Genomic DNA, 23,656 nt, shown 5'->3' with positions numbered 1-23,656 from the left:
TCACTTTCTTAAATCTAACGACAGATGGCTAACATTTAAGTATTGTGGAATATTATCAAATGTAATCATCATTGATTTACAAAAGATACATTTTGCCCCGAAAGGATTTCTGTCAGAAACATCAAAAGATGATGTTCTATACTGAGAACCATGGCAACACGGGCATCTAAAGTGAATATGGTTTGTAATATTTTCTACCTCAAAGTGCCACTACATGAACAGCTGCAGGGCCTTTAGGTCCGTTCTCAATACCAAATTCGACTTCCTGATTCTCAGTTAACGTTTTGAAATCGTTGCTCTGAATAGCTGAGAAATGCACAAACACATCTTTGCTACCATCTTTCGGCGTGATGAAACCAAAACCTTTTTCAGGGTTAAACCATTTCACTAAACCAGTCATTTTGTTAGACATCATTATTACCTTTTGAAGAAGTTAGCCCTTGGGCAGAATGGTCCGAAAAAAAATATCAGAGAGAAAAACCAACAAGGAAATCTCAAGAGGTACAAATAATAAAATTATAACAATGACTGCTTCAGATAATTTTGTAACAAACCAGAACACCATTAACGCATGATTAACCAACCATAGCAAGGATTACTTTTGTAAAGAAAAACACACGGATGAAACAATAGCTTTATTTATTAATAAAACGTGTCATTCTGTCTAATGACCTTTTATCTTACCCTTAAGATTTCAAGGATTTTGACTCATGGAAGAGTCCTTTTTATTTAAATTTCACATTCAGCGCTAAAAATAATCCGATTTAATATTAATATACATCTGATATTTTTTATCTCTTAAAGATTCATAAATCCGTTGACAAGTCACTCCTGCGATGTAGCGTTTGTCAGCAATTTCAGCATAAAGCTGAGCTTCTGCTGCAATATCTCCGAGCATGTTGGTGAGCATTCCTTCGGCGGCTTTGGTTGTTTTGCCTCTGACGGCAGCGGCAAGATTTGCGGTATGCTGCGCTGCGTCAAGGCGTATGGCATATTTTGTTGCTTCGGCACGCAGCTGGTTAACACTATCAGACAGATCAGCAGCCCTGGCAGAAATTTCAGCGGCTTTCTGTTGTGCATCTTTAACAGCCTCATCACGGGATATACTTCGCCCCTGTTCAATTATTCGAGCAGCAAATTGGACATTTACCTCTTGAGATAATTCGGCAGCATCACGCTCCGCCCATTTTTTTTGCCATCCTCTGTCGCTCCAGACATTACCTACGACAAATCCTACCAACACGAGCAAAATCACCGTGAATATCTGATTCACTGTTCTATCCCCCAGCAGGTTAATGCACTCTCCTGGTCACGACGAATAACCTGACCGTAACAATTATTTGAACGAATGCGGCAATCACGTCCACCGTCCTTTATCCACCAGCGAATCGCCTCGCATGCGCCTTTACGATCACCGGCATTAAGCCGCTTATAAAACGTCGACGGAAAACACTTACCAGGGCCAATGTTATAGGGACAGAATGACGCGATACCGGCTTTCTGTGGCTCGGTCAGTGGAACTTTTATATTGCGCTCCACCCATGCCAGCGCCTTATCACGCTCAATGGCGTTGACCTGGTCGCATTTTTCCTTCGACAGTTTCATATTGGGAAAAACGTTTTTTCCATCCACCACTGTGGCACCCCGACAGATGGTCCATATGCCAGAACCATCGCGGTATGCCATTGTGTGGTTACCTTCTTTTTCGTCCAGAAACTGGTCAAGTATCTGAGGAGCAGATGCGCCAGCACCAATCAGCGCCAGAACGGCAGCCGACAGGCCGTATCTGATTTTTGTGTTCATAGATATTTATGATGAGGACGCTCGTGCTTATTGGCAGGATTTTCAATCTTAAAGGAGTACTGATGCTGCAGATAAGACTCAACTTTTTCTGACAATTTTTCTGCTACTTCCAGGAAGACTTGCCGGACGCTCATTCTGGCTGCTGCCTCATAAAACTCCAGCGCAGCTCCTTCAACACGGTCCATGGCGACATCCAGGCCAAAAATTTCACCGTCAAAGCGTTCTTTGTCCTGTAAGGCTACAGTTACCGTAACTTTATTCTCAAAATTACGGACTCCTTTCACAACCAGTTCATAGTCTTGAGTCATTGGATTACTCTCCTCTCGCAGCCTTACGCCTGTCTTCTTTAATCTTGAAATAAAGATTTGTCAGGTACGTCAGCAGGCCAAATACCAGGCTACCCAGCACACCTATTGCTGCCCACTGTGAGGGCGTGACTTTATCGAGCAGCTGTAAAAACCAGTAGCCAGCACTGCCTGCGGAGGTGCCGTAGGCAATGCCTGTTGAAATTTTGTCCATGGATTTCATAGCCTCACCTCCGCACGGAACGGATGGCATAGTTATTATGTGTAGGCTTCCAGACACATCAATCAGAGCCTTAATTGATATATATGCTGGAGACGATGCAATATAAAAAGCTCGCCGTAGCGAGCTAATAAAATGTATTTCTCTGATATTATGTTTATTTGTATTAGCTCAGACTTGACATCACAGGTTTCGTATATAGAACATCATCAAATCTGTCAGTTTGCTATGAATGAGATATAGTAATTGAAGAGCTAACCTCGCATGTCAAAGCCAGATTTCTGAAAATCTCTGTAGACTTCCGGATTGTTGAAGGCCGGAAATTTGGCTTTATGAGCTGCGGACTTTATCGCTTCGCAATAGGCTTTATCACCGTTACTGGTAGATATTTTTAACGCCGTGCCATCCTGAGAGAATTCCATATGCAACCTGCATTTTTTCCCTTTCCAGTTATGCGGCTCATCAAGTTTGGCATTAATTGCAGCTCTGATTCCCCGCGCTTGCGCCCCCCATTCATCCTGATCATCCCAGCGTCCTGAACTGCAACTACCTGTAGCAGTAGTTTTGTGGCAATCTGAAGGGTGTAAAGGTGTGCATCCCGCAACAAAACCGACCCAAAAAGTCAACATAACGATTTTCTTTAATCCCACTTCTTGCTCCTCAATCCATTAAAATCTCAGCAATAGTAGTTGTTACGTCCGCCACTGGCTCAGAGCTGACTATCCGCTAAATTTAGCTCAGTGCCGTAGTTGTGTCAGAACAAACCTAAGCCGAAACCGTTTATTACAAAACAATAAATATCAGGGTTTAAAATCCAGCACCCCATTTTGAAATACTTTATATACTTCCGGCGAAGGGGGGGCAGGTATATCAGCATTCTTTATCGCATTCATCGCTTCACGACATAAATCGAGGTCTCCACTTTCTCTTTTAACCTCCAGTAGAAGGCCATTCGGGGCCATATGCATTCTCAGTGTACACTCTTTTCCTGAATACTTACTCGCATCCCCGAACTGTTTTTCGATGGCGCTCTTGATTTGATGGGCATACAGACGGATATCCTCACTAACATCAGAAGTACGTTCAGATGAACTCACATACTGTGTCTCTATTGCTTTATCGGAGTAATATGATGTACGGTCATGATAATTTGTCGATACAGCATCACTGCACCCGATAATAATCCCACTAATAATCAACGTAAGAATTGATGCGCTACGAAAACCCATTTTTCCTCACATATGTCATATAGTAAAGGATTATATATACCGTTGTTTTGGACGCTCAAACAGCGAATCAGATCAAATAAAACGCACATTTGTTAACATTTACACAAAGTCTGCGTGGGATATTCTGAAAGAATATCCATAATGTGGAGAGAATCTATTGAAGTGCATGGTGCCGGGTGCCTCCCGGTGAATTCAGTACCAGCACCTGAATCCGCGATTATCCCATATACCTACTCGCTGATTGCCCCTCCGCACAGGGGGATTCACCATGCCAGTTTCTTTTAACAAACTCCCCGCAAACCAGAGAACAGTCAACCGCCTGAATTGTGAAGTATTTAAAAATTTCTCCCGCTAACTGATACCCGGCTAACAGTCTGGCGTTTTCTTTTTCAGCAACGGGAAAGCAACAACCACCACACCCGCCACCAGCACACCGTCAGCCAGCACTGACATTATCCGGCTGCTGCAATGCCATTCACAAAAACAGTAAGCAATCACTTTTTACCGTAACAGGTGATAATCCAGATATGTATCTACCCCAGATGAGTAATCCGAAGTTCATCCATACCACAGGTCCTGGCTATTCTGTTGTACTCCTGAACAAGAGCAAATAATTCTGAATTAGCAACCATGAACTCATCGCAAACCCTCTGTATAGCATCACTATTCAGAATAATAACGTCTCTTCCCGAAAGACGATCAGGAGCACAGAACAAAACTGTCAAACGGCTGAAGGCCTTTGCTCGTGCTGCATTGACTATATCAATACGCTGCCTAAGGATGAAACACCCCGACGCCTCATCAATATTCACTCTACCCACACCATATGAATGATAAATATTTAATGCTGAAAAAACCATTAGACCGTATAACAAACACTCAATCAATACTTAACAGAACTTTTATTTTTGACAAACATATTATGTTTTCAACAATATCCTGAGCCAGGTATATTCCAGTATAAGGCTCTGCCGGAAGGAATCTGGAAGAATGAATATGGCGCGCTGTACTGGATTCGAACCAGTGACCGATTGCTTAGAAGGCAATTGCTCTGTCCGGCTGAGCTAACAACGCTGAATACCGATAATGGACCGCCATCGGGGACCCGCCCCCGCACCAACAACCCTGTTATCGTGTCGTCTGCTCTTCCTGATAAGCTAATGGCGGTTTGTGATGGTGGCCCTTGCTGGATTTGAACCAGCGACCTGGCGATTATGAGTCGCTCGCTCTCACCACTGAGCTAAAGGGCCGGGAGCAGAATAATAACGGTCCGTAATTAATTCCGCAATAAAAAACCCGCTCGGCGGCGGGTTGTAGAAACTCTTCTAACGTCAGGCATAAAAAGCCCATCATTATGACGAATTTACCACAGATTCCGGAAAAATCAACCTTGTTACCTAGTTACCTTTTTTAACTGCCGCTCAGCCCATGCTTCTTCAATATCAAACCGGGTCACCAGCGCATCATAGAATTTCTTAACTGTTTTTTCCCATGACGCGCGTGTTATCTGGTTTGTCACCTCGCATATAGCATTAAATGCCTCCGTTGATGGTAGTCTTTCATAGCCACGACCACCACAACGCTGGCAGTCTCTGATAACAGGCATACCACGTTTTACCGACTCTTCACGGTGAATGGCGACACCACGCCCACGGCAATCCTTACAGGCGGTGGAAACCTCACCCTTTCCGCCACACTCCGGACAGGCAACTTTTACCACCTCCCTGACTTTTTTCCATTCTTCCCAGTAAGACGGATACACACCTTTCGTACACTTTGCCCATACCGGCGGCTTACCATCCGGATACTGGACCTTGTTTGTAAAAACTACGCTTTCAATAAATTTTTCCCCATCGCAACAAGGGCACTGCTTTTTACTCGCTGCGCTGCGGGCATAATCCTCAAAAGCGTACGAAGCCATAATGCGCATCACTACCGGTTTTATTTCTGCCGGAAGTTTTCTCAACGCCGCCACACGATCGCACCGACTGAGTGCATAATCTGCCAGTAATTCTGTTGCCCGCGCCCTGTCATTCATACTGATGCCCATTTTCCCCAGGAACGCAGAAAACCCCATCTCAGCCCGATTCTGTGTCATGCCCTGCGCGGCCATCACATCAGTGATACTCAGCGCATCTTTTGACGTTGAAGCCGATGCATCGGTCAGGCAAGGGGATTTTGGGGAGTAGTATTTCGGTAAATCTTCCAGTTTCATTTTTTGACCTGCTCTTCATGCATTATGGGGTAAATCTTCACCCCCATACGTCCACCAGATACTGGCTGACCACGAACGATATTGATTTCATCAAACTGCTCATCGTCCATTAACACTCCCGCATGCGTCAGCGCATCCAGCGGTGCTTTCAGGATATTGTCCAGGTCGCGACGACGCTTATCCGGTGGCTCTGCAATCACCTTTATCGCCAGCCTTCCGGACAGGCTTAATTTCAGCCGCTGCTGGCGAACAATAAGCGCCACAGCCCGGTGATAACGCTTTCCCTCCTCCGAGATAAAATATGTGCTGCCACGGCGTCGCCAGTAAGTGTTCACCGTCGGCGGGTAAGGTAAAACCAAATCTATGAGCATCAGTCACCTCTTTTACCCAAGCACGCCAGTTGCAAAGGCGTGATCAAGAAAACGAAAAATTAAATCAACCTGAGAACCATGCTTTTCTTCGAACGCCAGCGGATCCGCATGAAGCTCGTTGTGATGCTCCCGACACAGCGGTAGCGTGAAAATATCGTGAGATTTTGTCCCCATTCCGCCCTGACCATGACCAATCAGGTGATGGGGATCGTCGGCTGGCTTACCACAACACGCACACGGCTGTGTCTTCACCCAGCGTGTGTATTTCTCGTTAACCCAGCGGCGACGTTTAGGTCGTTTCATAAAAGATTCCGGAGACTCAGGATCAACGGCAATGCTGACCACCGTCTTTTCCTGTGGTGGGTTCTGTTGCTGGTGGGCGTGAGGCAGCGGCGCAAGATTTTTTGTGCGCTGTTTCAGTATGCTGGTGGCGGTCTGCTCTCCCGGTACGATGTCGCTTTCACGGTACATTGAGCGGATTTTTTCCGCACGCAACCCCAGCGAACGACGTAATACCGCTTCCGGTAGCGCGTCCGCCACCTGATTGCGGACCGCCCACCAGGATAATTCAGCCAGAGATAATTCACGCTCCTGCGTACCGCTTATTGCGTGACCGATGACGTCAATCATCCATGCTGACAGGTTTTGATGAGCAAGTTGCTCGAGTGATTCGGATGTCTGGTCACGCAGCTGGTTGTCGCAGTGCCAGCACAACACCATTGCGCCGGTACCATAACGGTGAATGACGGTTTCGCTGTGATGATAATCGCCGTGTGGCCACTGGCAGGATTTAATATGGCGCAACAGCCAGTCAGACAATGCACCAGCACCACCAGCAGCACGAATCACCCGTGCGTTACTGAAAAACGGCAGCAATGTTTTGTCTTCCACCAGCGGCTGGCGAGCGGCAGGAACGACCCCGGACGGCAGATTACGCATGCTTTTCGGTTCCGGCTCCACCAGTAACCGGGTATTGTGGAATACCGGCATGGATTCACGGCCCGGCTTAACGATCACCAGCCCGAGTTCCGGTACCAGAACAGGTCGAAGTAATACCCGCACGTTACCTCCAGATGCGTTGCTGGAATGTGTGGGACGGACGCGGTGGGCGTTCGGAGTAAGGCAATCTGACTGAGATTATCCAGTGACGGTAGTCGAGGCTAAGGGCTTTTTTAACCTCGTATCCGCGCCTGCGGTAACACTGAATTATCCATTCAGCCTGCTCTTCAGTGCATGGTGGATGCTGGAACCAGTCCGATTTGAATGCATGAAAACGCCGTCCGCACCTGCTGGCAAAGACGGCAGAATCATCAGAATTGTGTAATTTGGTATCGTGCGCCATCGGTTGTCTCTGCTGGCGCAGCAGGTGCCAGTTGTTCAGGCTGGCGTATAAAGTATAAATAAACTGGTTCCAGTGTAAAGCCCCTACATTAATGGAATAAAAGTCAAACAACAGATTGTTGGGATAAACACAACGCTTATTATTAAAAGCGATTAGATAAATTAAATTTTAATGTTATGCAATTTTACCAGATCACCATAACATCTCTTTTGAAACCACCGAAACAACAACCATATCAATATTGATTATGTTAAAGTGAGTAAATATGGAAAACAACAAATCTGCACATTACGCTCCTTTTTTATCTGTGATACTTTTTGTTTTATGCTGTGTGTGGGCATTATTTTTATAAAAATATTTACAGATAAAATAAACCCGCCGAAGCGGGTTAAGTGCGGGTGCATTGAGGATGCCTGACACATCAGAGGTGGCGAGGGATTTCTCCCTCGCCAAGTCTCTTACTCCTCAGGTTCGTAGACTGTGAAGACAGCGACCTCCGTCTGGCCGGTTCGGATTCGTACCTCGCAGAGGTCTTTCCTCGTTACCAGTGCCGTCACTATGACGGTTAAACAGATGACGATCAGGGCGATTAACATCGCCTTTTGCTGCTTCATAGCCTGCTTCTCCTTGCCTTTCGGCACGTAAGAGGCTAACCTAGATTTGCCGTTCATAGATTGAGCCTCAGATTAATGTTAAGCGTCTTGCAGGACGCGTAATGTTAACTGGGGCTTTTCTCTATCTGCCTTTGGTGTTCATGCCTGAGACAGATAGCCTCAAGCACCCGCAGCCATTCTACTTAACTCCCGTCACCTGGCCAATATAAAATCAATCAGAAAGGCGATCCATAAGAACAACAGCAAGACAATAAATTGCCATTACAGCTGCAATAGCCAGCGCACATTTGAGAACCAGCACGACAACCTCCTGTATTGGACGTACACCAGTCCTGATAAATATGAGGCTCTCTCATCATTGATGAGATACAACTATTGGGTATAGTTTCTGTGATTTTGTTCTGTAGAAATGGAACACAACAACCAGTAACCACCAGCGATTCTTTAAATACGCCAAATCCGACGCAAGCTAACCTTCTAGTCCGCTTTGGGCGAAGACCGGACGTTCGATAGGTGTGAACTAGTAACTTTAAAAACATTTAATTACCAGTAAAAAAACAAGAACATACTATCACTTTTCCAATTTTTAATTACCCTTATCAATTTTAAGAAATACATTTCCAATCTCATCAGAATAATCCTGTATTATTTTTGAAATGACGGCATGATCAATGGTTGGTTTTAAGAATAAAAGTGTCACAGTAATCTGCATCAAACTAATAGCAGTAGCATGGGCTGGATCAGCCATTCCTGAATCACTTTGCCCGACCAATAATATATCATCACCAGTTTCACAGAGACCAAGCCTATTTCTCATTGCCTTGGAACCGGTGTGTACATTCTGACTCGCCCACTTATAATAAGGGCGCATGTGTTCTAACTGAACATCTTTCTCAATAGCTCCAAACCCCACTTTATTATGGTTAGGGAAAATATAAGATGCCCACCCATAATTATCTGCATATTTTTTGCCGTATTTTTTTATTAATAGATCAAATTGAACTTTACACTCAGCTATTTCTTCAATAGTTGGACCTTTTGCTTCTAACCGGTGCTCGTACTTTTTGTGTTCCAACATTCCAGTATATGAATCAACCACTTCATGGTAGTAAAAGCGCTCAGCACACTCTTTTCCATGCTTTGCTATAAACATAGCTGTGGCTGCTACCTCATGAAGTGCTCGCCATCTCGCTTGGGCAGCATCTGCAAATCCATTCTTTAAGAGACACAAAATTTCGTTGGCGATGTGGCAAGCTCTTGCGTGATGCCGAACGACTAAATCAAAAACCACATCCTCTTCAGAGGCAGCTTGTGGTCTATAAGAACGATTGAACTCTTCACCGGACTCCGTGCATATCACTATAAGTGTTTCGAGCAAATCAAAAGCCTCTGCCCATCTTGAAATATTTCTCTCAACAAATTCATCACAAAGAGAACGATGTTCTCTAAGCATTGCATTGGCCGAGCCAATAAGAGATTTTTTAACGACAATGGCTATTTTGGGAATTAGGTTATTAATTTCTTTTTCGATATCAGCGTCACCAGATAAATCAAGTCTCTCTTTTAAAAGGCTGTCTATGTGCTCAAGCAAAATATTATGAAAAGTATCCATGTCATATCTCAATAAGTTTTAAATCCATGTGGCACACCCATAATATAAAAATAAACAGCATGCCAGTCTAAGTCTGGCTATTTGTATATCATATCACCTGAAACATTGACAGATGTAACCCACCAAAATATTATCAATGACCACTCTTGGCACAAAGCGAACAACCACGCTAGCTCTACCTTGTGCCATGAAAATGTCAATGCATATCTGAACTAATACCCTTTAATCTAGTAACGTCTAAAATACCTAACATTTCCCTGATAAAATGCCATAATGCGCTGCATAACTTCGCTCTTTCGGCACTCGCGACAGATTATGTTTAGACAACTATCGTAGCGACGTATTTCTCCGTCAGGTAATGACCAGATAAGGTCCGGATCAACCGCAGATGGTTTCTTCAGCTTTGCCCTTGAGAGCTTTTTACGGGCATTTTGCCAGTCCTTACGCGCCTGTTCAGACGGGAATAACCCGTAACCAGAGTTGTATACATCGCCACTGGCAACCAGCTCTCTGGCCAGAACGCTCATCAGATATCTTGTTGCCCCAGTTTTAGTTTCCAGTTGTCGTAACGTCTCGCGCCCACTCTGGCGTACGAGTTCAACAACCTGCCCTTTAATTTTTTCCCGCTCTTCTTGTGTAAAAACTTTTGCCACAAGCCCTCCTGAAAATTACCTCATGACCAGAAATTAACACTTACCCCCTGAAGCCCGGCGGAATTTCGTTATCCGGTTCAGAAATATGATTCACACAACGCTGGTTGTTCGTGCCGCTTACCGGGAGCAACCAGGGGTTCTCAAAATTCCGGTCCGGTCCAAAAAACGTCGTCGCTCGCTGAACAAATTCCGTTCCCGTTTTCCCGGTAGCCGCCAAGTATCTTGCGTAACGCCTCACGCCATCCAGCATGGCCTCTGGTGGCACCCCCTCGCGTAATCTGGCCTTCCAGGCACTGAAAGCGGATTTCTTCGGGTTTGCTCCGGCACGCAACGGGTACTCCCGCCAGACCTGTTCGAACACATCCGGATAATCCACTCGTCCCACAGACAGCCCGGTGTTTTCCGGGACTACCCGATCGGCTTCCCGCTGAATGGCGGAATCGGCTTCAGGCTGCTGCAGTTGGTGTGATTGTTCCGGCCTTTGGGTCATCACCTGCTGCACAGCGCCCGAATCGGCTTTCAGCGCATACGCTGAATCGGCTTCCGGTGTCGTGCCTGCTGGCTGACCAGGATTGACGGTCTGAACATCCCCTGCCTGGTTCGTGGCGTTTTTTACGCCATGGACCATAGTGTTTTGATCTTCTTGATCTGTATCTTTATCTGTATCTTTATATGTCGTGACTCGTCGTGACATGTGCGTGACATTTCGTGATGCGCCGTGACAATCGCCATTTTGTTCCCGCTTTCTTTCCCTCTCTCGCTGCGCCCTCTTGCGCTCTGCAGGAGATTTTGCGGTTTGCGAAATATTGCCGTTGTCCTCTTTAAGCACCTGGCGTTTTTCCCATCCAGTGATTAAATCACCATCAAGTACCCGCCCCTGCATCGTCTGCAAAATTGAATCAATTACCTCTTCTGTCACGTCGAGCGCACTTGCCAAATCTTCTGTCGTGACATCAATGTGACCTCGCGTGACATTTCGTGACGCGCTCACCAGGAGGTGGATATACACTGCCATCACTGTTGCAATTGGCTGCCCTGACACCCTGGCAATTGTTCGCCACTTAGGGTCATTTGGCATGTCATGCCATAATCTGAGCCAGGCGTTAGCCATACTCACCTCTTCTGATACCGAATCTTTTTACTCACGAGTTGCCGGAAGCGATTCGATATGGCTATTATCACTCAATGCACTGCCACAGCATTTCCTGCCGGGCCACCACGGTTCATCTGATTGAAACCGGCGATTGCCACTGCGACAAAATCATCAGCGTCTCTCACCAGTCGCTCCCGCGTCTCCACCAGCTCCCGAAAATAAGCTGAACTGTGGCTGCGCATTCTGGCCACCAGCAAAGGTGGCATTGCCTTTTCGATCGCTGGTAACAACGCCTGAATTTTTTCAACTGCATCAGGGGTGTCTTTCTCTACCCAGCGGAAAATTTTCTGGGTATTGCGAGCCAGGGCTTCCGGATGGCTGTCGTCATGCAGTTCTGGGAACGTCATACCCAGTTCAAAATAAGCCCTGGTTATTTCAGCTGCCGGAACTTTTTCACCGTCCGGATGCGCCCAGGCATTCATCGCCATGCGGATGTGTTCATGCTTGATTTTCATGAATCAAGCTCCTAGAAAGTGGTTGTGTTAACGTTTTGGTATCTTCCAGCTCGGGCCAAATATTCATCCAATCAAAAGGCCTTAGTTGCTGACGTGTAACTTCACCATTACTGGCTCGCTCAATAAGGACACATAACGATGCCCCTAACACTTGACCTTTACTCAATGCCTTTCTTAGATAACCGATGCTGGTACCACACTCGCATGCAAACATACGCTGTTCATCTGACGAAAGAGAATTGAGAAATATTCTTAATTCTTCCATAGCTACTCCTTAGTAAACACAGCAAAGAATACCTACAGGTAAACAAAAGTCAATACCCACAGGTTGTTTACCTTGCAGTAATCGCATCTATTATTTACCTATGGACAAATATGAATTTAGACGACAGCAACTCATCAAAATTCGTGATGAGAAATGCGATGGTAAAGCGGTTAACGTGGCCAGAAAGATCGGGCGCGAGCCTTCTTATGTATCAAGAATGTTGTACCCAGAGGGGAAAAAGGGAAAAAAACGGATCGCTGATGATATGGTGGAGATTATCGAAGAGTCCTTTGGGTTACCCCGGGGATGGATGGATGGTATCGTTTCATCATCAACGAACACAGCCTCCAGTTATGAAACAAGGGTTCTAACGCCACGACAACGTATTTTTTTAGATCTCTTAGACGAACTGCCAGAAAGTGAAGCGGATAACTTATTAAAAACTCTTGAAGAGAAAAAACAGTATTACAATATGATCTACGAAGAAATCCGTAAAAAGAAAGCACAAAACGCATCATAGCTCACCAAACAACTAGTCACCAGTTAAGACACCGCAAAAAGTTACCCATGGGTATTTACTTTTTAAATACCTATGGGTATCCTTCTTTTCATACCAACTCACCCCGCTCCACAGAATGCAGGGCAATACTTCGAGTTACCAGGCAGTGGTCAGGGGTTAAGTAGCCAGCCCGAGGCGTAAGAACATGACGGCAGGGTACAACTTTAATAACTATGCAGCAGGTTTTTGTTCCGCTACCCCGGCGTTAAGGGGAAATGAGGTCAGCATGGATACTATCAATCTTGGCAACAGCGAATCTCTGGTATGTGGCGTGTTCCCCAACCAGGACGGTACGTTCACCGCAATGACGTATACCAAAAGCAAAACGTTTAAAACCGAAAATGGTGCCCGTCGCTGGCTGGAAAGAAACTCAGGTGAGTGATATGGATTTCGACACAATCATGGAAAAGGCTTACGAAGAATACTTCGAAGGCCTTGCCGAAGGCGAAGAAGCTCTCAGCTTCAGTGAGTTTAAACAGGCACTCAGAATAAGAATGTGCTCTCACAATGACGCGGAGCACAAATATGAGAAGCAAAATCAGACCGCAGAAAATTTTGTTCTGGAACCCGGAGAAACGCTTTTCAAAATTCCCGTTACGTGCCCCATTTGCGGTTTTACATCAGAAGAACTTGACGACTCCTGTAACAATCAGGAAACAACCAAGTATGTCGAAGATGATACCGAGTGCGCACGAAGAACGATTATATCCACGAGTCCAAACTCCAGGGCCAATAAATCTCACTTTGAGAGGGTGATTAATCCACTCCCCCAAACCAATAAAAAAGATGCCGGAGGACAAAAAACCCAATGGAACAACGGGATATCTGTCAAAAAAAGACGTTCCATTAAAGACAAACAACGCAGCGCCAACAACTGTAAGCGCTTTATACCAGTAATCAATTTTCATGTTCTTAAGCGGATTTATTGGTGGTTGCGACATTGCTTAATGAATCCTTAAAACTGTGGTGATTTTAAGGATACCACCTCGCCTGACGTGGTTAAAAGCAGGCACACAACACGAAAGCGCACGGCGAAGTTCGTCTCACTGTACGGTGTCGTTAAATTTAATTCGACCGTGCGCTTCCGGTTGTGGCAACCCGCAAAATGGCGCGGCGGTAAGTATGGCGGGGTTATTCCTTCCCCGTTGAGGACACCGGGTTGTCAGGTTGACCATACGCTTAAGTGACAACCCCGCTGCAACGCCCTCTGTTATCAATTTTCTGGTGACGTTTGGCGGTATCAGTTTTACTCCGTGACTGCTCTGCCGCCCTTTTTAAAGTGAATTTTGTGATGTGGTGAATGCGGCTGAGCGCACGCGGAACAGTTAAAACCAAAAACAGTGTTATGGGTGGATTCTCTGTATCCGGCGTTAATTGTTAACTGGTTAACGTCACCTGGAGGCACCAGGCACTGCATCACAAAATTCATTGTTGAGGACGCGATAATGAAAACGTTATTACCAAACGTTAATACGTCTGAAGGTTGTTTTGAAATTGGTGTCACTATCAGTAACCCAGTATTTACTGAAGATGCCATTAACAAGAGAAAACAAGAACGGGAGCTATTAAATAAAATATGCATTGTTTCAATGCTGGCTCGTTTACGTCTGATGCCAAAAGGATGTGCACAATGAATTCAGCATTTGTGCTTGTTCTGACAGTTTTTCTTGTTTCCGGAGAGCCAGTTGATATTGCAGTCAGTGTTCACAGGACAATGCAGGAGTGTATGACTGCAGCAACCGAACAGAAAATTCCCGGTAACTGTTACCCGGTCGATAAAGTTATTCACCAGGATAATATCGAAATCCCGGCAGGTCTTTAAAACAGTTCCGTAATAAATATCCGGTTTCATTCTTATATGCCAGCAATGGCAGGGATTTGTTCATCCTTAAATCTGTCATGAGGTTAAAACAAATGAGTAAAGTCTTTATTTGCGCCGCTATTCCTGACGAACTGGCAACAAGGGAAGAAGGCGCTGTGGCTGTAGCCACAGCCATTGAAGCTGGCGACGAACGCCGTGCTCGAGCAAAATTTCACTGGCAATTCCTGGAACATTATCCGGCTGCTCAGGACTGCGCTTATAAATTTATTGTCTGCGAGGATAAACCTGGCATACCCCGCCCTGCCCTCGATTCATGGGATGCTGAATATATGCAGGAAAACCGCTGGGATGAGGAGTCTGCTTCTTTTGTCCCGGTTGAGACTGAATCCGATCCGATGAACGTCACTTTTGACAAGCTGGCCCCTGAAGTACAGAACGCTGTCATGGTTAAGTTCGACACATGTGAAAACATCACCGTTGATATGGTTATTAGCGCACAGGAATTGTTGCAGGAAGACATGGCAACATTCGACGGACATATCGTTGAAGCGTTGATGAAAATGCCAGAAGTTAACGCCATGTATCCGGAGCTTAAGTTGCACGCCATTGGGTGGGTTAAGCATAAATGTATTCCTGGTGCTAAATGGCCCGAAATTCAGGCAGAGATGCGCATCTGGAAAAAACGTCGCGAAGGTGAACGCAAGGAAACCGGAAAATACACGTCTGTTGTTGATCTCGCCCGCGCCAGAGCCAATCAACAGTACACTGAAAATTCAACAGGAAAAATCAGCCCGGTCATTGCTGCCATTCATCGCGAATACAAGCAGACATGGAAAACACTGGATGACGAACTGGCCTACGCTCTCTGGCCTGGTGATGTGGATGCCGGAAACATTGACGGCAGCATCCATCGCTGGGCAAAAAATGAAGTTATCGACAACGACCGCGAAGACTGGAAGCGTATCTCGGCATCAATGCGCAAACAGCCTGATGCCCTTCGCTACGACCGCCAAACTATTTTTGGCCTTGTCCGTGAGCGTCCGATCGACATTCACAAAGATCCCGTAGCACTGAACAAATATATCTGCGAATACCTGACGACAAAGGGCGTGTTTGAGAATGAAGAAACAGACCTGGGCACTGTTGATGTTCTCCAGTCATCAGAAACACAAACTGATGCAGTGGAAACTGAGGTATCTGATATCCCAAAAAATGAAACCGCGCCGGAAGCTGAACCATCTGTAGAGCGTGAGGGGCCGTTCTATTTCCTCTTCGCAGATAAGGACGGAGAAAAATACGGTCGCGCAAACAAACTTTCTGGTCTGGATAAGGCACTGGCTGCTGGCGCCACTGAAATCACAAAAGAAGAATATTTTGCCCGAAAAAATGGCACATACACGGGCTTACCGCAAAATGTAGATACCGCTGAAGATTCAGAACAACCAGAGCCGATAAAAGTTACCGCTGACGAAGTAAACAAAATTATGCAGGCAGCCAATATCATCCAGCCTGACGCCGATAAGTTGCTTGCTGCATCACGTGGTGAATTTGTTGAAGGGATTAGTGACCCGAATGATCCGAAATGGGTTAAGGGGATCCAGACCCGCGATTCTGTGAACCAGAACCAGCATGAATCGGAACGGAACTACCAAAAAGCGGAACAAAACAGCCCAAATGCGTTACAAAACGAGCCAGAAACGAAACAGCCTGAATCAGTGGCGCAACAGGAAGTGGAAAAAGTCTGCACCGCCTGCGGTCAGACCGGCGGCGGCAACTGCCCTGATTGTGGCGCGGTAATGGGCGACGCAACATACCAGGAAACATTCGATGAAGAGTATCAGGTTGAAGTTCAGGAAGATGATCCGGAGGAAATGGAAGGCGCTGAACATCCACACAAGGAGAACACTGGCGGCAATCAGCATCACGATAGCGATAATGAAACTGGCGAGACGGCAGATCACTCAATTAAGGTGAACGGTCATCAAGAAATCACATCCACCAGCAGGACGTGTGACCATCTAATGATCGACCTTGAAACCATGGGAAAAAATCCTGATGCCCCGATCATCTCAATAGGTGCAATATTTTTCGATCCGCAAACCGGAGATATGGGACCGGAATTTAGTAAGACTATCGATCTGGAAACTGCTGGCGGAGTCATTGATCGGGACACCATTAAATGGTGGCTTAAGCAATCACGCGAAGCGCAATCTGCCATTATGACCGATGAAATCCCGTTAGATGATGCACTGTTACAATTGCGGGAATTTATCGACGAAAACTCCGGTGAATTTTTTGTTCAGGTCTGGGGAAATGGAGCCAACTTCGACAACACGATTTTGCGCCGTTCATACGAACGGCAGGGGATCCCCTGCCCGTGGCGTTACTACAACGATCGCGATGTACGCACAATCGTTGAGCTGGGGAAAGCCATAGACTTCGATGCCAGAACGGCTATTCCATTCGAAGGTGAGCGCCATAATGCACTTGATGACGCCCGTTACCAGGCAAAATACGTTTCAGTTATCTGGCAAAAACTGATCCCGAGTCAGGCTGATTCTTAATGTTCAACTGTCGCCGGTTGTGACTGGTATTCTGCAACCGGCGCTCGTCTGATGTAAGAGATAAAAAAATCGATGAGCGAAGTAATCATGATTGTCTCTCCCGGCAAATGGGTATCCGAAGAGCAGTTAATTGCGCTGAAAGGAATAAAAAAAGGTACGTTAAAAAAGGCCCGGGAAAAATCGTTTATGGAAGGAAGGGAATATAAGCATGTCGCTCATGACGGTATGCCATGGGATAACAGTCCATGCTTTTACAACCTGGAAGAAATTGATCGCTGGATTGAGCGCCAGGCATCAGCAAGACCAAGACGTCATCTTACTTGACTAAAAGCCACACTAACTAATGAGAGAAATTGAAATGAAATATCCGACAGGCGTGGAAAACCATGGAGGGAAATTACGTATCTGGTTTGTTTATAAAGGCGTAAGAGTCAGGGAAAACCTGGGGGTTCCTGACACAGCAAAAAACAGGCGCGTTGCAGGTGAGCTACGCGCCTCTGTTTGTTACGCAATAAAAACTGGTGTTTTCGACTATGCAAAACAGTTTCCCTCCTCACGCAATCTGGAAAAATTTGGTGAGACCCGACAAGATTTAACCATAAAAGAACTGGCTGAAAAATTTCTGGCACTGAAAGAAACTGAAGTCGCAAAAACATCACTCAACACATACCGTGCCGTCATCAAAAATATCCTGAGCATAATCGGTGAAAAAAATCTTGCCTCATCGATTAATAAAGAAAAATTACTGGAGGTTCGTAAAGAGCTACTGACTGGATACCAGATCCCCAAAAGTAACTATATTGTTACACAACCAGGGAGATCGGCTGTAACTGTAAATAATTACATGACAAATCTTAACGCCGTGTTCCAGTTTGGTGTTGATAACGGTTACCTGGCAGATAACCCGTTTAAGGGGATCTCGCCATTAAAGGAATCAAGAACCATTCCGGATCCTCTTTCGCGGGAGGAATTCATCCGTCTTATCGATGCGTGCAGAAATCAGCAAGCCAAAAATTTATGGTGTGTTTCTGTTTATACTGGCGTTCGCCCTGGTGAGCTGTGTGCACTTGGATGGGAGGACATAGATCTGAAAAATGGAACAATGATGATCAGGAGAAATTTAGCAAAAGACCGTTTCACGGTACCAAAAACACAGGCGGGAACCAATCGGGTCATTCATCTTATTAAGCCAGCAATCGACGCTCTCCGGAGTCAGATGACATTAACGAGACTGAGCAAAGAGCATATCATTGATGTTCACCTCAGAGAGTATGGCAGAACAGAAAAACATAAATGCACCTTTGTTTTTCAACCTGAAGTGTCAGCGAGAGTAAAAAATTATGGTGACCATTTTACCGTTGACTCAATAAGGCAGATGTGGGACGCAGCGATAAAACGTGCCGGACTCCGCCATCGAAAATCATATCAGTCGAGACATACTTATGCCTGCTGGTCGCTGACAGCTGGTGCTAACCCGGCATTTATAGCAAACCAGATGGGCCATGCAGATGCGCAAATGGTATTTCAGGTATACGGAAAATGGATGTCTGAAAACAATAATGCACAGGTAGCTTTGTTAAATACACAGTTAAGCGAGTTTGCCCCAACCATGCCCCATAACGAAGCAATAAAAAATTAATTTAATATTTATCAAATAGTTGACACGTATGACTCTTGAAATCCATAAATTCAAGCGCAGTGCCCAGCCATCCCGATACTGCTGCTTTCACCAAATCCTTAGTGCTTCTTTCGTGTTTTTCTATTGTCATAATGGTTATCTCTAAAAAAGAGGTAAGATGCATACTACTTACTCGCCGTTATTGGTATTATTCAGAAAAAGTGAGTAAGACTTTGCAGCAATGCTTTTGATCCTGTTCAAATAAACTAATGGCATCAGCAACATGCTGGAAATCAAACGTATGGGTAATTAATTTTTCTGGTTTAATTAACCCTTTACTTAACCAGTCGATAACGACCGGGAATTTATTTGCATTTAAGCGTGAAGAGAAAATAGAGAGTTCTTTTCCGGTAATTCCTTGCTGAATCACTTCAGACGGTTCACTGGAGAAGCCCATCAATACAATACGTGCCGCTGGAGAAGCCAGCGTTACGGCCTCTTTCAGGATAGAAGGATGACAAGCCGCATCGATAATTAATGTCGGCTTTATGCCTTTTTCAGCGAAAATCTCGCCAAGCGGTGTCTGGCTGTTATTAATCGCCCAGTCAGCCCCGCTCTCTTTCGCTTTTTCCAGTCGTTCATCAATGCGATCGGCAACAATCACATTTTTAACGTTATAGACGCCTTTTAATACCTGAACGATCGTCAGGCCGATTGGACCGGCACCGTAAACCAGAACGGTATCATTTTCAGTCGGTTGACCATGACCGGTTACGTTAGCCGCAATGGTAAAAGGTTCGATCATCACCGCATATTGATCGGCCACTGCTTCAGGAATTTTCCACGCATTTTTTGCCGGAACCACGGCATATTCACTGAAACCACCGTCAGCGTGCACACCTAATACAGCCAGTGTCGTACAAACGTTCGGCTTACCTATAGAGCACGGATAGCAATGCCCACAGCTGACCACCGGATCGACAGCAACGCGTTCACCGACTCTGGCGCTTTCCACGCCTTCACCCACTGCATCAATGACGCCAAAGAATTCATGTCCAATGACGCGCGGATATTTCGCAAAAGGATTATGCCCACGATAAATATGGCTATCTGAACCACAAATCCCGGCAAGTTTCACTTTTACTCGTACTTCACCCGCTGACGGGGTGGGTATTTCACGTTCGATAATTGCCAGTTGATTCGGTTTTTCAATTAAAATGCTTTTCATTATCTTACTCCTTACCAGTTCCACAGCGTGCCATCTTCCAGACGTGCGACTGGCAGATAAGCAGGTTCATAGGGATATTTCGCCGCCAGCTTTTCATCGAATTCGATGCCAAGACCCGGTTTGTCTCCCGGATGCATATAGCCGTTATCGAAAGTCCAGTTGTGCGGGAAGACTTCGAGCATTTGTTCGGAATAACCCATGTATTCCTGGACACCGAAATTGGGGACCCACAGATCAAAGTGCAGCGCCGCAGCCATGCAGACTGGTGACAAATCGGAAGGACCGTGTGAGCCAGTACGTACCTGATACAGCGAAGCAAAATCGGCAATCCGGCGCATACCGGTAATGCCACCCGCGTGGGTCAGCGTAGTGCGGATATAATCGATAAGTTGCTCTTCAATCAGTTGCTTGCAGTCCCAGATGCTGTTGAAGACTTCACCCACCGCGATGGGTGTGACGGTATGTTGGCGAATGAGACGGAAGCATTCCTGGTTTTCCGCAGGCGTCGGGTCTTCCATCCAGAACATGCGATAATCTTCAATGCTTTTACCAAAGCGCGCCGCTTCAATAGGCGTTAAGCGATGGTGCATGTCATGCAGCAAATGTTCATTAAAACCAAACTTGTTACGTACCGCGTCAAACAATTTCGGCATGAAATCGAGGTATTTCTCCGTCGACCACAGCTGCTCTTCCGGCCACTGTCCTTTGGTTGCGGGTTCATAAGCCAGACCTTTACCTTTCGACATGCCGTAGGTGGTTTTCATACCAGGGATTCCGCACTGCACGCGGATGGCTTTGAATCCCAGCTCCTGATGACGGGCATAATCATCCAGAGCTTCATCAATACTGTGACCGGTGGTATGGCAATAAACCATCACCCCTTCACGAGACGCGCCGCCGAGTAACTGGTAAAGCGGCATGTTGGCAGCTTTGGCTTTAATATCCCACAGCGCCATATCAACCGCTGAAATGGCCGACATCGTCACCGGGCCGCGACGCCAGTAAGCTCCTTTATAGAAAAACTGCCAGATATCTTCGATACGGTGTGCATCGCGACCAATAAGCTGCGGACAAAGGTGATCCTGCAAATAAGAGGCCACGGAAAGCTCACGTCCATTGAGGGTGGCATCCCCAAGGCCCGTAATACCGTCCTCAGTGGTGATTTTTAATGTGACGAAATTACGCCCCGGACAGGTAACAAAAACTTCAGCCTTTACGATATTCATGTTCGATTCCTTGCATCGCTTGTCGTGATGCATGAAATCTACGCAACTGAGCTACTACCATACAAGTATGAAGATCAAAAAAAGCCGGAGTGATCACAAAAAAAGGCGTATATTTGCGCTGTGAATGGTTGACAAAAGATGAAATAGAATACCTTTTGTCAGCTGACACTTCCTCGTATCTTATTGATAAAATGGATTTATGTTCCTACGTGCGCCCCCATCCCGCAACAATGATCAACATGCCGCAAAGCGCAATCAACGCCCCCGTCCAGTCATAAAGAGTCAGTTTCACGCCATCCACAACGCGCAGCCACATCAACGCCGTGCAGACATAAACGCCACCATAAGCCGCGTAAACACGCCCACTCGCCGCAGGATGCAACGTTAACAACCAGACAAACAGCGCCAGTGAAATCCCCGCCGGAAGCAACAGCCAGATACTGGCGTTTCGTTTTAACCACAACCAGGGCAGAAAGCATCCAATAATTTCACACAGCGCAGTAGCAAAAAATAGTAACGTTGTTTTAATCATCTTTGTCACTTATTGACATCATGTATAGTTATAGGGCGACATAATATCATCAATATAAACACCCTCCTGGTACGTTTTGCGTTCGCTGTGGATGGTGTAGAATCACCTTTAATCATTCATACAGGGAATGAATTATGAAAATTACTCTCAGCAAACGAATTGGCCTGCTCGCTTTTCTGCTGCCTTGCGCAATGGCATTGAGCACAACTGTTCATGCCGAAACTAACAAACTGGTGATTGAGTCTGGCGACAGTGCGCAAAGCCGCCAGCACGCCGCTATGGAAAAAGAGCAATGGAATGACACGCGCAATCTGCGCCAGAAAGTGAATAAACGCACTGAAAAAGAGTGGGATAAAGCCGACGCCGCTTTTGATAACCGCGATAAATGTGAGCAAAGCGCCAACATCAATGCCTACTGGGAGCCAAATACTTTGCGCTGCCTGGACCGTCGAACTGGCCGCGTTATTACCCCCTAACCTGTTATTGATTTAAGGAATGTAAGGACACGTTATGCCAAGCGCCCACAGTGTTAAGCTACGCCCGCTGGAGCGTGAAGATTTACGCTATGTACATCAACTCGACAATAACGCCAGTGTGATGCGTTACTGGTTTGAGGAACCCTACGAAGCCTTTGTTGAACTCTCTGATCTGTACGATAAGCATATTCACGATCAGAGCGAACGGCGCTTTGTGGTGGAATGTGACGGCGAAAAAGCCGGTCTGGTGGAGCTGGTGGAAATTAACCATGTTCATCGCCGCGCAGAATTTCAGATAATTATCTCCCCGGAATATCAGGGGAAAGGTCTGGCAACGCGTGCCGCAAAATTAGCAATGGACTATGGCTTCACCGTTCTTAATCTCTATAAGCTGTATCTGATCGTCGATAAAGAGAATGAAAAAGCGATTCACATTTACCGCAAGCTTGGCTTTACGGTTGAAGGTGAATTGATGCATGAGTTCTTTATTAATGGTCAATATCGGAATGCCATTCGCATGTGCATATTCCAGCATCAGTATCTGGCAGAGCACAAAACACCGGGTCAGACTCTCCTGAAGCCGACCGCACAATAGCATTAATAATAATCGATAGTATTTTTGATGGTGTAAACCCGTTCGACGGCGGGTTTTACTCCTTCATCAACAATGATTAGCTGACAGTCCACCGGATTGGCGTGACTGTCATATTCACAGCTCTGTTTTACATTACCAACCCGTTGATTATTCAGTAAAGTAACCGCTGTGTAATCTAATTTTTTGATCGGATCCGTTGATGGCGTGGCGCTGACAGATAATGTTTTGTCGTTACTTTTCGTGGTTTTACCCAGCGGATACCCCTGGTCATCATAGCGATATTCCATCTGCATCTGTTTGCTGCTGGCTTTAATCACAAAGCCATTATCATCGGTTTCCCAACTCACCCCAGCAGAAGGTAATTCTGCTAGCTGGCATTTTCCCTGCAAACGAACTCTTTTCTCCAGTGTCTGGGCATCACGGTAATAATTGGCGTCCAGTACCAGGGCAACCACGGTATTATTTTCCAGATCCAGTAATTCGAGTGAATCAAAACAGCCTTCTTCCGACAAAGTCCCCGAAACACGTTTCGTCACTTCACCTTGCTCATCCATTAATGTCTGAGTGAAATCTTTTACCGGACCACGCAGCGGATCAAAATCGAATTCATTAGAGAAACTGGCCATCTCAGGGGTAAATGAAAGTGTTACCTCTGTGCGGTCACATCCTGTGAGGAATATCGCGAGTAAGCATGGCAGTAATTTGTATTTCACAACAGTCACCAGAGAGTAGAGATGATTCTCAATCATAGTAGCAAATACAGTACTTTACACGTTAAATGCTATGCTTAAAGAAGTTA

32 protein-coding genes, 2 tRNA genes and 2 pseudogenes are annotated in these 23,656 nt (G+C 45.8%); 11 read left to right on the top strand and 25 right to left on the bottom strand.

Features of this window, described 5'->3' with window-relative positions; translation table 11 throughout:
* From ACJHXB_RS06170 to tolA, 8 genes are all read right to left on the bottom strand, one after another.
* Nucleotides 1–189: a cold-shock protein gene (locus ACJHXB_RS06170; RefSeq protein ID WP_096987386.1), complete on the bottom strand. Its 189-nt coding sequence runs from the start codon at nt 187–189 to the stop codon at nt 1–3.
* A 10-nt stretch (nt 190–199) separates the two neighbouring features.
* Nucleotides 200–412 (bottom strand): cold shock protein CspI, encoded by a 213-nt coding sequence (cspI, locus tag ACJHXB_RS06165; protein ID WP_000066495.1) that lies wholly within the window; start codon nt 410–412, stop codon nt 200–202.
* Nucleotides 413–748: 336 nt separating this feature from the next.
* Nucleotides 749–1,273 (bottom strand): DUF2514 domain-containing protein, encoded by a 525-nt coding sequence (locus ACJHXB_RS06160; protein ID WP_053263564.1) that lies wholly within the window; start codon nt 1,271–1,273, stop codon nt 749–751.
* On the bottom strand, nt 1,270–1,803 hold the full coding sequence (locus ACJHXB_RS06155; protein ID WP_001092966.1) for a lysozyme: 534 nt from the start codon (nt 1,801–1,803) through the stop codon (nt 1,270–1,272). The genes ACJHXB_RS06160 and ACJHXB_RS06155 overlap by 4 nt, the downstream gene beginning before the upstream one ends.
* On the bottom strand, nt 1,800–2,111 hold the full coding sequence (locus ACJHXB_RS06150) for a DUF1327 domain-containing protein (RefSeq protein WP_000189918.1): 312 nt from the start codon (nt 2,109–2,111) through the stop codon (nt 1,800–1,802). The genes ACJHXB_RS06155 and ACJHXB_RS06150 overlap by 4 nt, the downstream gene beginning before the upstream one ends.
* Nucleotides 2,112–2,115: 4 nt before the next feature.
* Entirely contained in the window at nt 2,116–2,331 is a 216-nt protein-coding gene (essD, locus tag ACJHXB_RS06145; RefSeq protein WP_000839562.1) for a phage lysis protein EssD, read from the bottom strand.
* A 251-nt stretch (nt 2,332–2,582) separates the two neighbouring features.
* Nucleotides 2,583–2,957: a cell envelope integrity TolA C-terminal domain-containing protein gene (locus ACJHXB_RS06140; RefSeq protein WP_001348108.1), complete on the bottom strand. Its 375-nt coding sequence runs from the start codon at nt 2,955–2,957 to the stop codon at nt 2,583–2,585.
* Nucleotides 2,958–3,128: 171 nt separating this feature from the next.
* Nucleotides 3,129–3,557 (bottom strand): cell envelope integrity protein TolA, encoded by a 429-nt coding sequence (gene tolA / locus ACJHXB_RS06135; protein WP_000506933.1) that lies wholly within the window; start codon nt 3,555–3,557, stop codon nt 3,129–3,131.
* Nucleotides 3,558–3,698: 141 nt separating this feature from the next.
* Here tolA and ACJHXB_RS06130 point away from each other — a divergent pair.
* Nucleotides 3,699–3,839, top strand: a pseudogene (locus tag ACJHXB_RS06130) (hypothetical protein); the annotation flags it as partial.
* 84 nt (nt 3,840–3,923) lie between these two features.
* Here ACJHXB_RS06130 and ACJHXB_RS06125 read toward each other — a convergent pair.
* From ACJHXB_RS06125 to ACJHXB_RS06065, 13 genes are all read right to left on the bottom strand, one after another.
* On the bottom strand, nt 3,924–4,055 hold the full coding sequence (locus ACJHXB_RS06125; protein ID WP_000562553.1) for a DUF3927 family protein: 132 nt from the start codon (nt 4,053–4,055) through the stop codon (nt 3,924–3,926).
* Between the two features lie 499 nt (nt 4,056–4,554).
* A tRNA-Arg gene (locus tag ACJHXB_RS06120) sits at nt 4,555–4,631 on the bottom strand.
* Between the two features lie 100 nt (nt 4,632–4,731).
* Nucleotides 4,732–4,807 (bottom strand) — tRNA-Ile (locus tag ACJHXB_RS06115).
* Nucleotides 4,808–4,950: 143 nt separating this feature from the next.
* A complete protein-coding gene (locus tag ACJHXB_RS06110; RefSeq protein ID WP_021525374.1) occupies nt 4,951–5,772 on the bottom strand; it encodes an antitermination protein in 822 nt (273 codons plus the stop codon).
* Nucleotides 5,769–6,143 carry a RusA family crossover junction endodeoxyribonuclease gene (locus tag ACJHXB_RS06105; RefSeq protein ID WP_021536265.1) on the bottom strand — a complete coding sequence of 125 codons (375 nt, stop codon included), beginning with the start codon at nt 6,141–6,143 and terminating at the stop codon, nt 5,769–5,771. The genes ACJHXB_RS06110 and ACJHXB_RS06105 overlap by 4 nt, the downstream gene beginning before the upstream one ends.
* A 12-nt stretch (nt 6,144–6,155) precedes the next feature.
* Nucleotides 6,156–7,205, bottom strand: coding sequence for a DUF968 domain-containing protein (locus ACJHXB_RS06100; protein ID WP_001265033.1), 1,050 nt, complete (start codon nt 7,203–7,205; stop codon nt 6,156–6,158).
* Nucleotide 7,206: 1 nt separating this feature from the next.
* On the bottom strand, nt 7,207–7,485 hold the full coding sequence (locus ACJHXB_RS06095; RefSeq protein ID WP_001332495.1) for a hypothetical protein: 279 nt from the start codon (nt 7,483–7,485) through the stop codon (nt 7,207–7,209).
* 458 nt (nt 7,486–7,943) lie between these two features.
* Nucleotides 7,944–8,099 (bottom strand): type I toxin-antitoxin system toxin HokD, encoded by a 156-nt coding sequence (hokD, locus tag ACJHXB_RS06090; RefSeq protein WP_000813256.1) that lies wholly within the window; start codon nt 8,097–8,099, stop codon nt 7,944–7,946.
* Nucleotides 8,100–8,685: 586 nt separating this feature from the next.
* Complete coding sequence (locus tag ACJHXB_RS06085) at nt 8,686–9,711, bottom strand: DUF5677 domain-containing protein (RefSeq protein ID WP_000379313.1); 1,026 nt, start codon at nt 9,709–9,711, stop codon at nt 8,686–8,688.
* A 227-nt stretch (nt 9,712–9,938) separates the two neighbouring features.
* Nucleotides 9,939–10,364 carry a DUF977 family protein gene (locus ACJHXB_RS06080; protein ID WP_001151208.1) on the bottom strand — a complete coding sequence of 142 codons (426 nt, stop codon included), beginning with the start codon at nt 10,362–10,364 and terminating at the stop codon, nt 9,939–9,941.
* Nucleotides 10,365–10,404: 40 nt separating this feature from the next.
* The gene (locus tag ACJHXB_RS06075) at nt 10,405–11,475 is read right to left on the bottom strand and encodes a hypothetical protein (RefSeq protein WP_021536266.1); all 1,071 of its coding nucleotides are present in this window, start codon (nt 11,473–11,475) and stop codon (nt 10,405–10,407) included.
* 71 nt (nt 11,476–11,546) lie between these two features.
* Nucleotides 11,547–11,972, bottom strand: coding sequence for a toxin YdaT family protein (locus ACJHXB_RS06070; protein ID WP_000693832.1), 426 nt, complete (start codon nt 11,970–11,972; stop codon nt 11,547–11,549).
* Nucleotides 11,956–12,237 (bottom strand): transcriptional regulator, encoded by a 282-nt coding sequence (locus tag ACJHXB_RS06065; protein WP_000391950.1) that lies wholly within the window; start codon nt 12,235–12,237, stop codon nt 11,956–11,958. Before ACJHXB_RS06065 ends, ACJHXB_RS06070 begins: the two co-directional genes overlap by 17 nt.
* Before the next feature lie 100 nt (nt 12,238–12,337).
* On the opposite strand from ACJHXB_RS06065, the gene ACJHXB_RS06060 reads away from it, so the two are divergent.
* The 8 genes and pseudogenes from ACJHXB_RS06060 to ACJHXB_RS06025 all read left to right on the top strand — a co-directional run bounded on the left by ACJHXB_RS06060 (nt 12,338) and on the right by ACJHXB_RS06025 (nt 18,821).
* The gene (locus ACJHXB_RS06060; RefSeq protein WP_000362155.1) at nt 12,338–12,757 is read left to right on the top strand and encodes a hypothetical protein; all 420 of its coding nucleotides are present in this window, start codon (nt 12,338–12,340) and stop codon (nt 12,755–12,757) included.
* Between the two features lie 265 nt (nt 12,758–13,022).
* Nucleotides 13,023–13,178, top strand: a complete 156-nt coding sequence (locus ACJHXB_RS06055; RefSeq protein ID WP_071607875.1) for a DUF1391 family protein — start codon at nt 13,023–13,025, stop codon at nt 13,176–13,178.
* Between the two features lies 1 nt (nt 13,179).
* Nucleotides 13,180–13,281, top strand: a pseudogene (gene ydfB / locus ACJHXB_RS06050) (protein YdfB); the annotation flags it as partial.
* A 960-nt stretch (nt 13,282–14,241) separates the two neighbouring features.
* Complete coding sequence (gene dicB, locus ACJHXB_RS06045; protein WP_000854559.1) at nt 14,242–14,430, top strand: cell division inhibition protein DicB; 189 nt, start codon at nt 14,242–14,244, stop codon at nt 14,428–14,430.
* Nucleotides 14,427–14,618, top strand: a complete 192-nt coding sequence (gene ydfD, locus ACJHXB_RS06040; RefSeq protein WP_001083297.1) for a lysis protein YdfD — start codon at nt 14,427–14,429, stop codon at nt 14,616–14,618. Before dicB ends, ydfD begins: the two co-directional genes overlap by 4 nt.
* Nucleotides 14,619–14,710: 92 nt before the next feature.
* Entirely contained in the window at nt 14,711–17,182 is a 2,472-nt protein-coding gene (locus ACJHXB_RS06035; protein ID WP_001537739.1) for an exonuclease, read from the top strand.
* 72 nt (nt 17,183–17,254) lie between these two features.
* Entirely contained in the window at nt 17,255–17,506 is a 252-nt protein-coding gene (locus tag ACJHXB_RS06030) for an excisionase family protein (protein ID WP_000005552.1), read from the top strand.
* A 34-nt stretch (nt 17,507–17,540) separates the two neighbouring features.
* Nucleotides 17,541–18,821 carry a tyrosine-type recombinase/integrase gene (locus ACJHXB_RS06025; protein WP_000876985.1) on the top strand — a complete coding sequence of 427 codons (1,281 nt, stop codon included), beginning with the start codon at nt 17,541–17,543 and terminating at the stop codon, nt 18,819–18,821.
* 187 nt (nt 18,822–19,008) lie between these two features.
* Here ACJHXB_RS06025 and ACJHXB_RS06020 read toward each other — a convergent pair whose 3' ends face one another.
* From ACJHXB_RS06020 to ACJHXB_RS06010, 3 genes are all read right to left on the bottom strand, one after another.
* Nucleotides 19,009–20,028, bottom strand: coding sequence for a Zn-dependent oxidoreductase (locus ACJHXB_RS06020; RefSeq protein WP_000836037.1), 1,020 nt, complete (start codon nt 20,026–20,028; stop codon nt 19,009–19,011).
* An 11-nt stretch (nt 20,029–20,039) separates the two neighbouring features.
* Nucleotides 20,040–21,254: a starvation-sensing protein RspA gene (gene rspA, locus ACJHXB_RS06015; protein WP_001469153.1), complete on the bottom strand. Its 1,215-nt coding sequence runs from the start codon at nt 21,252–21,254 to the stop codon at nt 20,040–20,042.
* 205 nt (nt 21,255–21,459) lie between these two features.
* Nucleotides 21,460–21,786 carry a YnfA family protein gene (locus tag ACJHXB_RS06010; protein WP_000598292.1) on the bottom strand — a complete coding sequence of 109 codons (327 nt, stop codon included), beginning with the start codon at nt 21,784–21,786 and terminating at the stop codon, nt 21,460–21,462.
* Between the two features lie 134 nt (nt 21,787–21,920).
* Here ACJHXB_RS06010 and ACJHXB_RS06005 point away from each other — a divergent pair, with 134 nt between their 5' ends.
* Complete coding sequence (locus tag ACJHXB_RS06005; RefSeq protein ID WP_000705205.1) at nt 21,921–22,262, top strand: DUF1283 family protein; 342 nt, start codon at nt 21,921–21,923, stop codon at nt 22,260–22,262.
* Nucleotides 22,263–22,296: 34 nt separating this feature from the next.
* Entirely contained in the window at nt 22,297–22,857 is a 561-nt protein-coding gene (gene speG / locus ACJHXB_RS06000) for a spermidine N1-acetyltransferase (RefSeq protein ID WP_001138584.1), read from the top strand.
* Between the two features lie 2 nt (nt 22,858–22,859).
* Here the strand turns inward: speG and ACJHXB_RS05995 are convergent, their stop codons facing one another.
* The gene (locus ACJHXB_RS05995) at nt 22,860–23,570 is read right to left on the bottom strand and encodes a YnfC family lipoprotein (protein WP_001445899.1); all 711 of its coding nucleotides are present in this window, start codon (nt 23,568–23,570) and stop codon (nt 22,860–22,862) included.
* Nucleotides 23,571–23,656 lie beyond the last annotated feature (86 nt).

It is taken from the genome of Escherichia sp. WS3227_2 (assembly GCF_046486495.1).
GTDB lineage: Bacteria > Pseudomonadota > Gammaproteobacteria > Enterobacterales > Enterobacteriaceae > Escherichia > Escherichia coli.
This window is presented reverse-complemented; position numbering and strand designations above follow the sequence as displayed.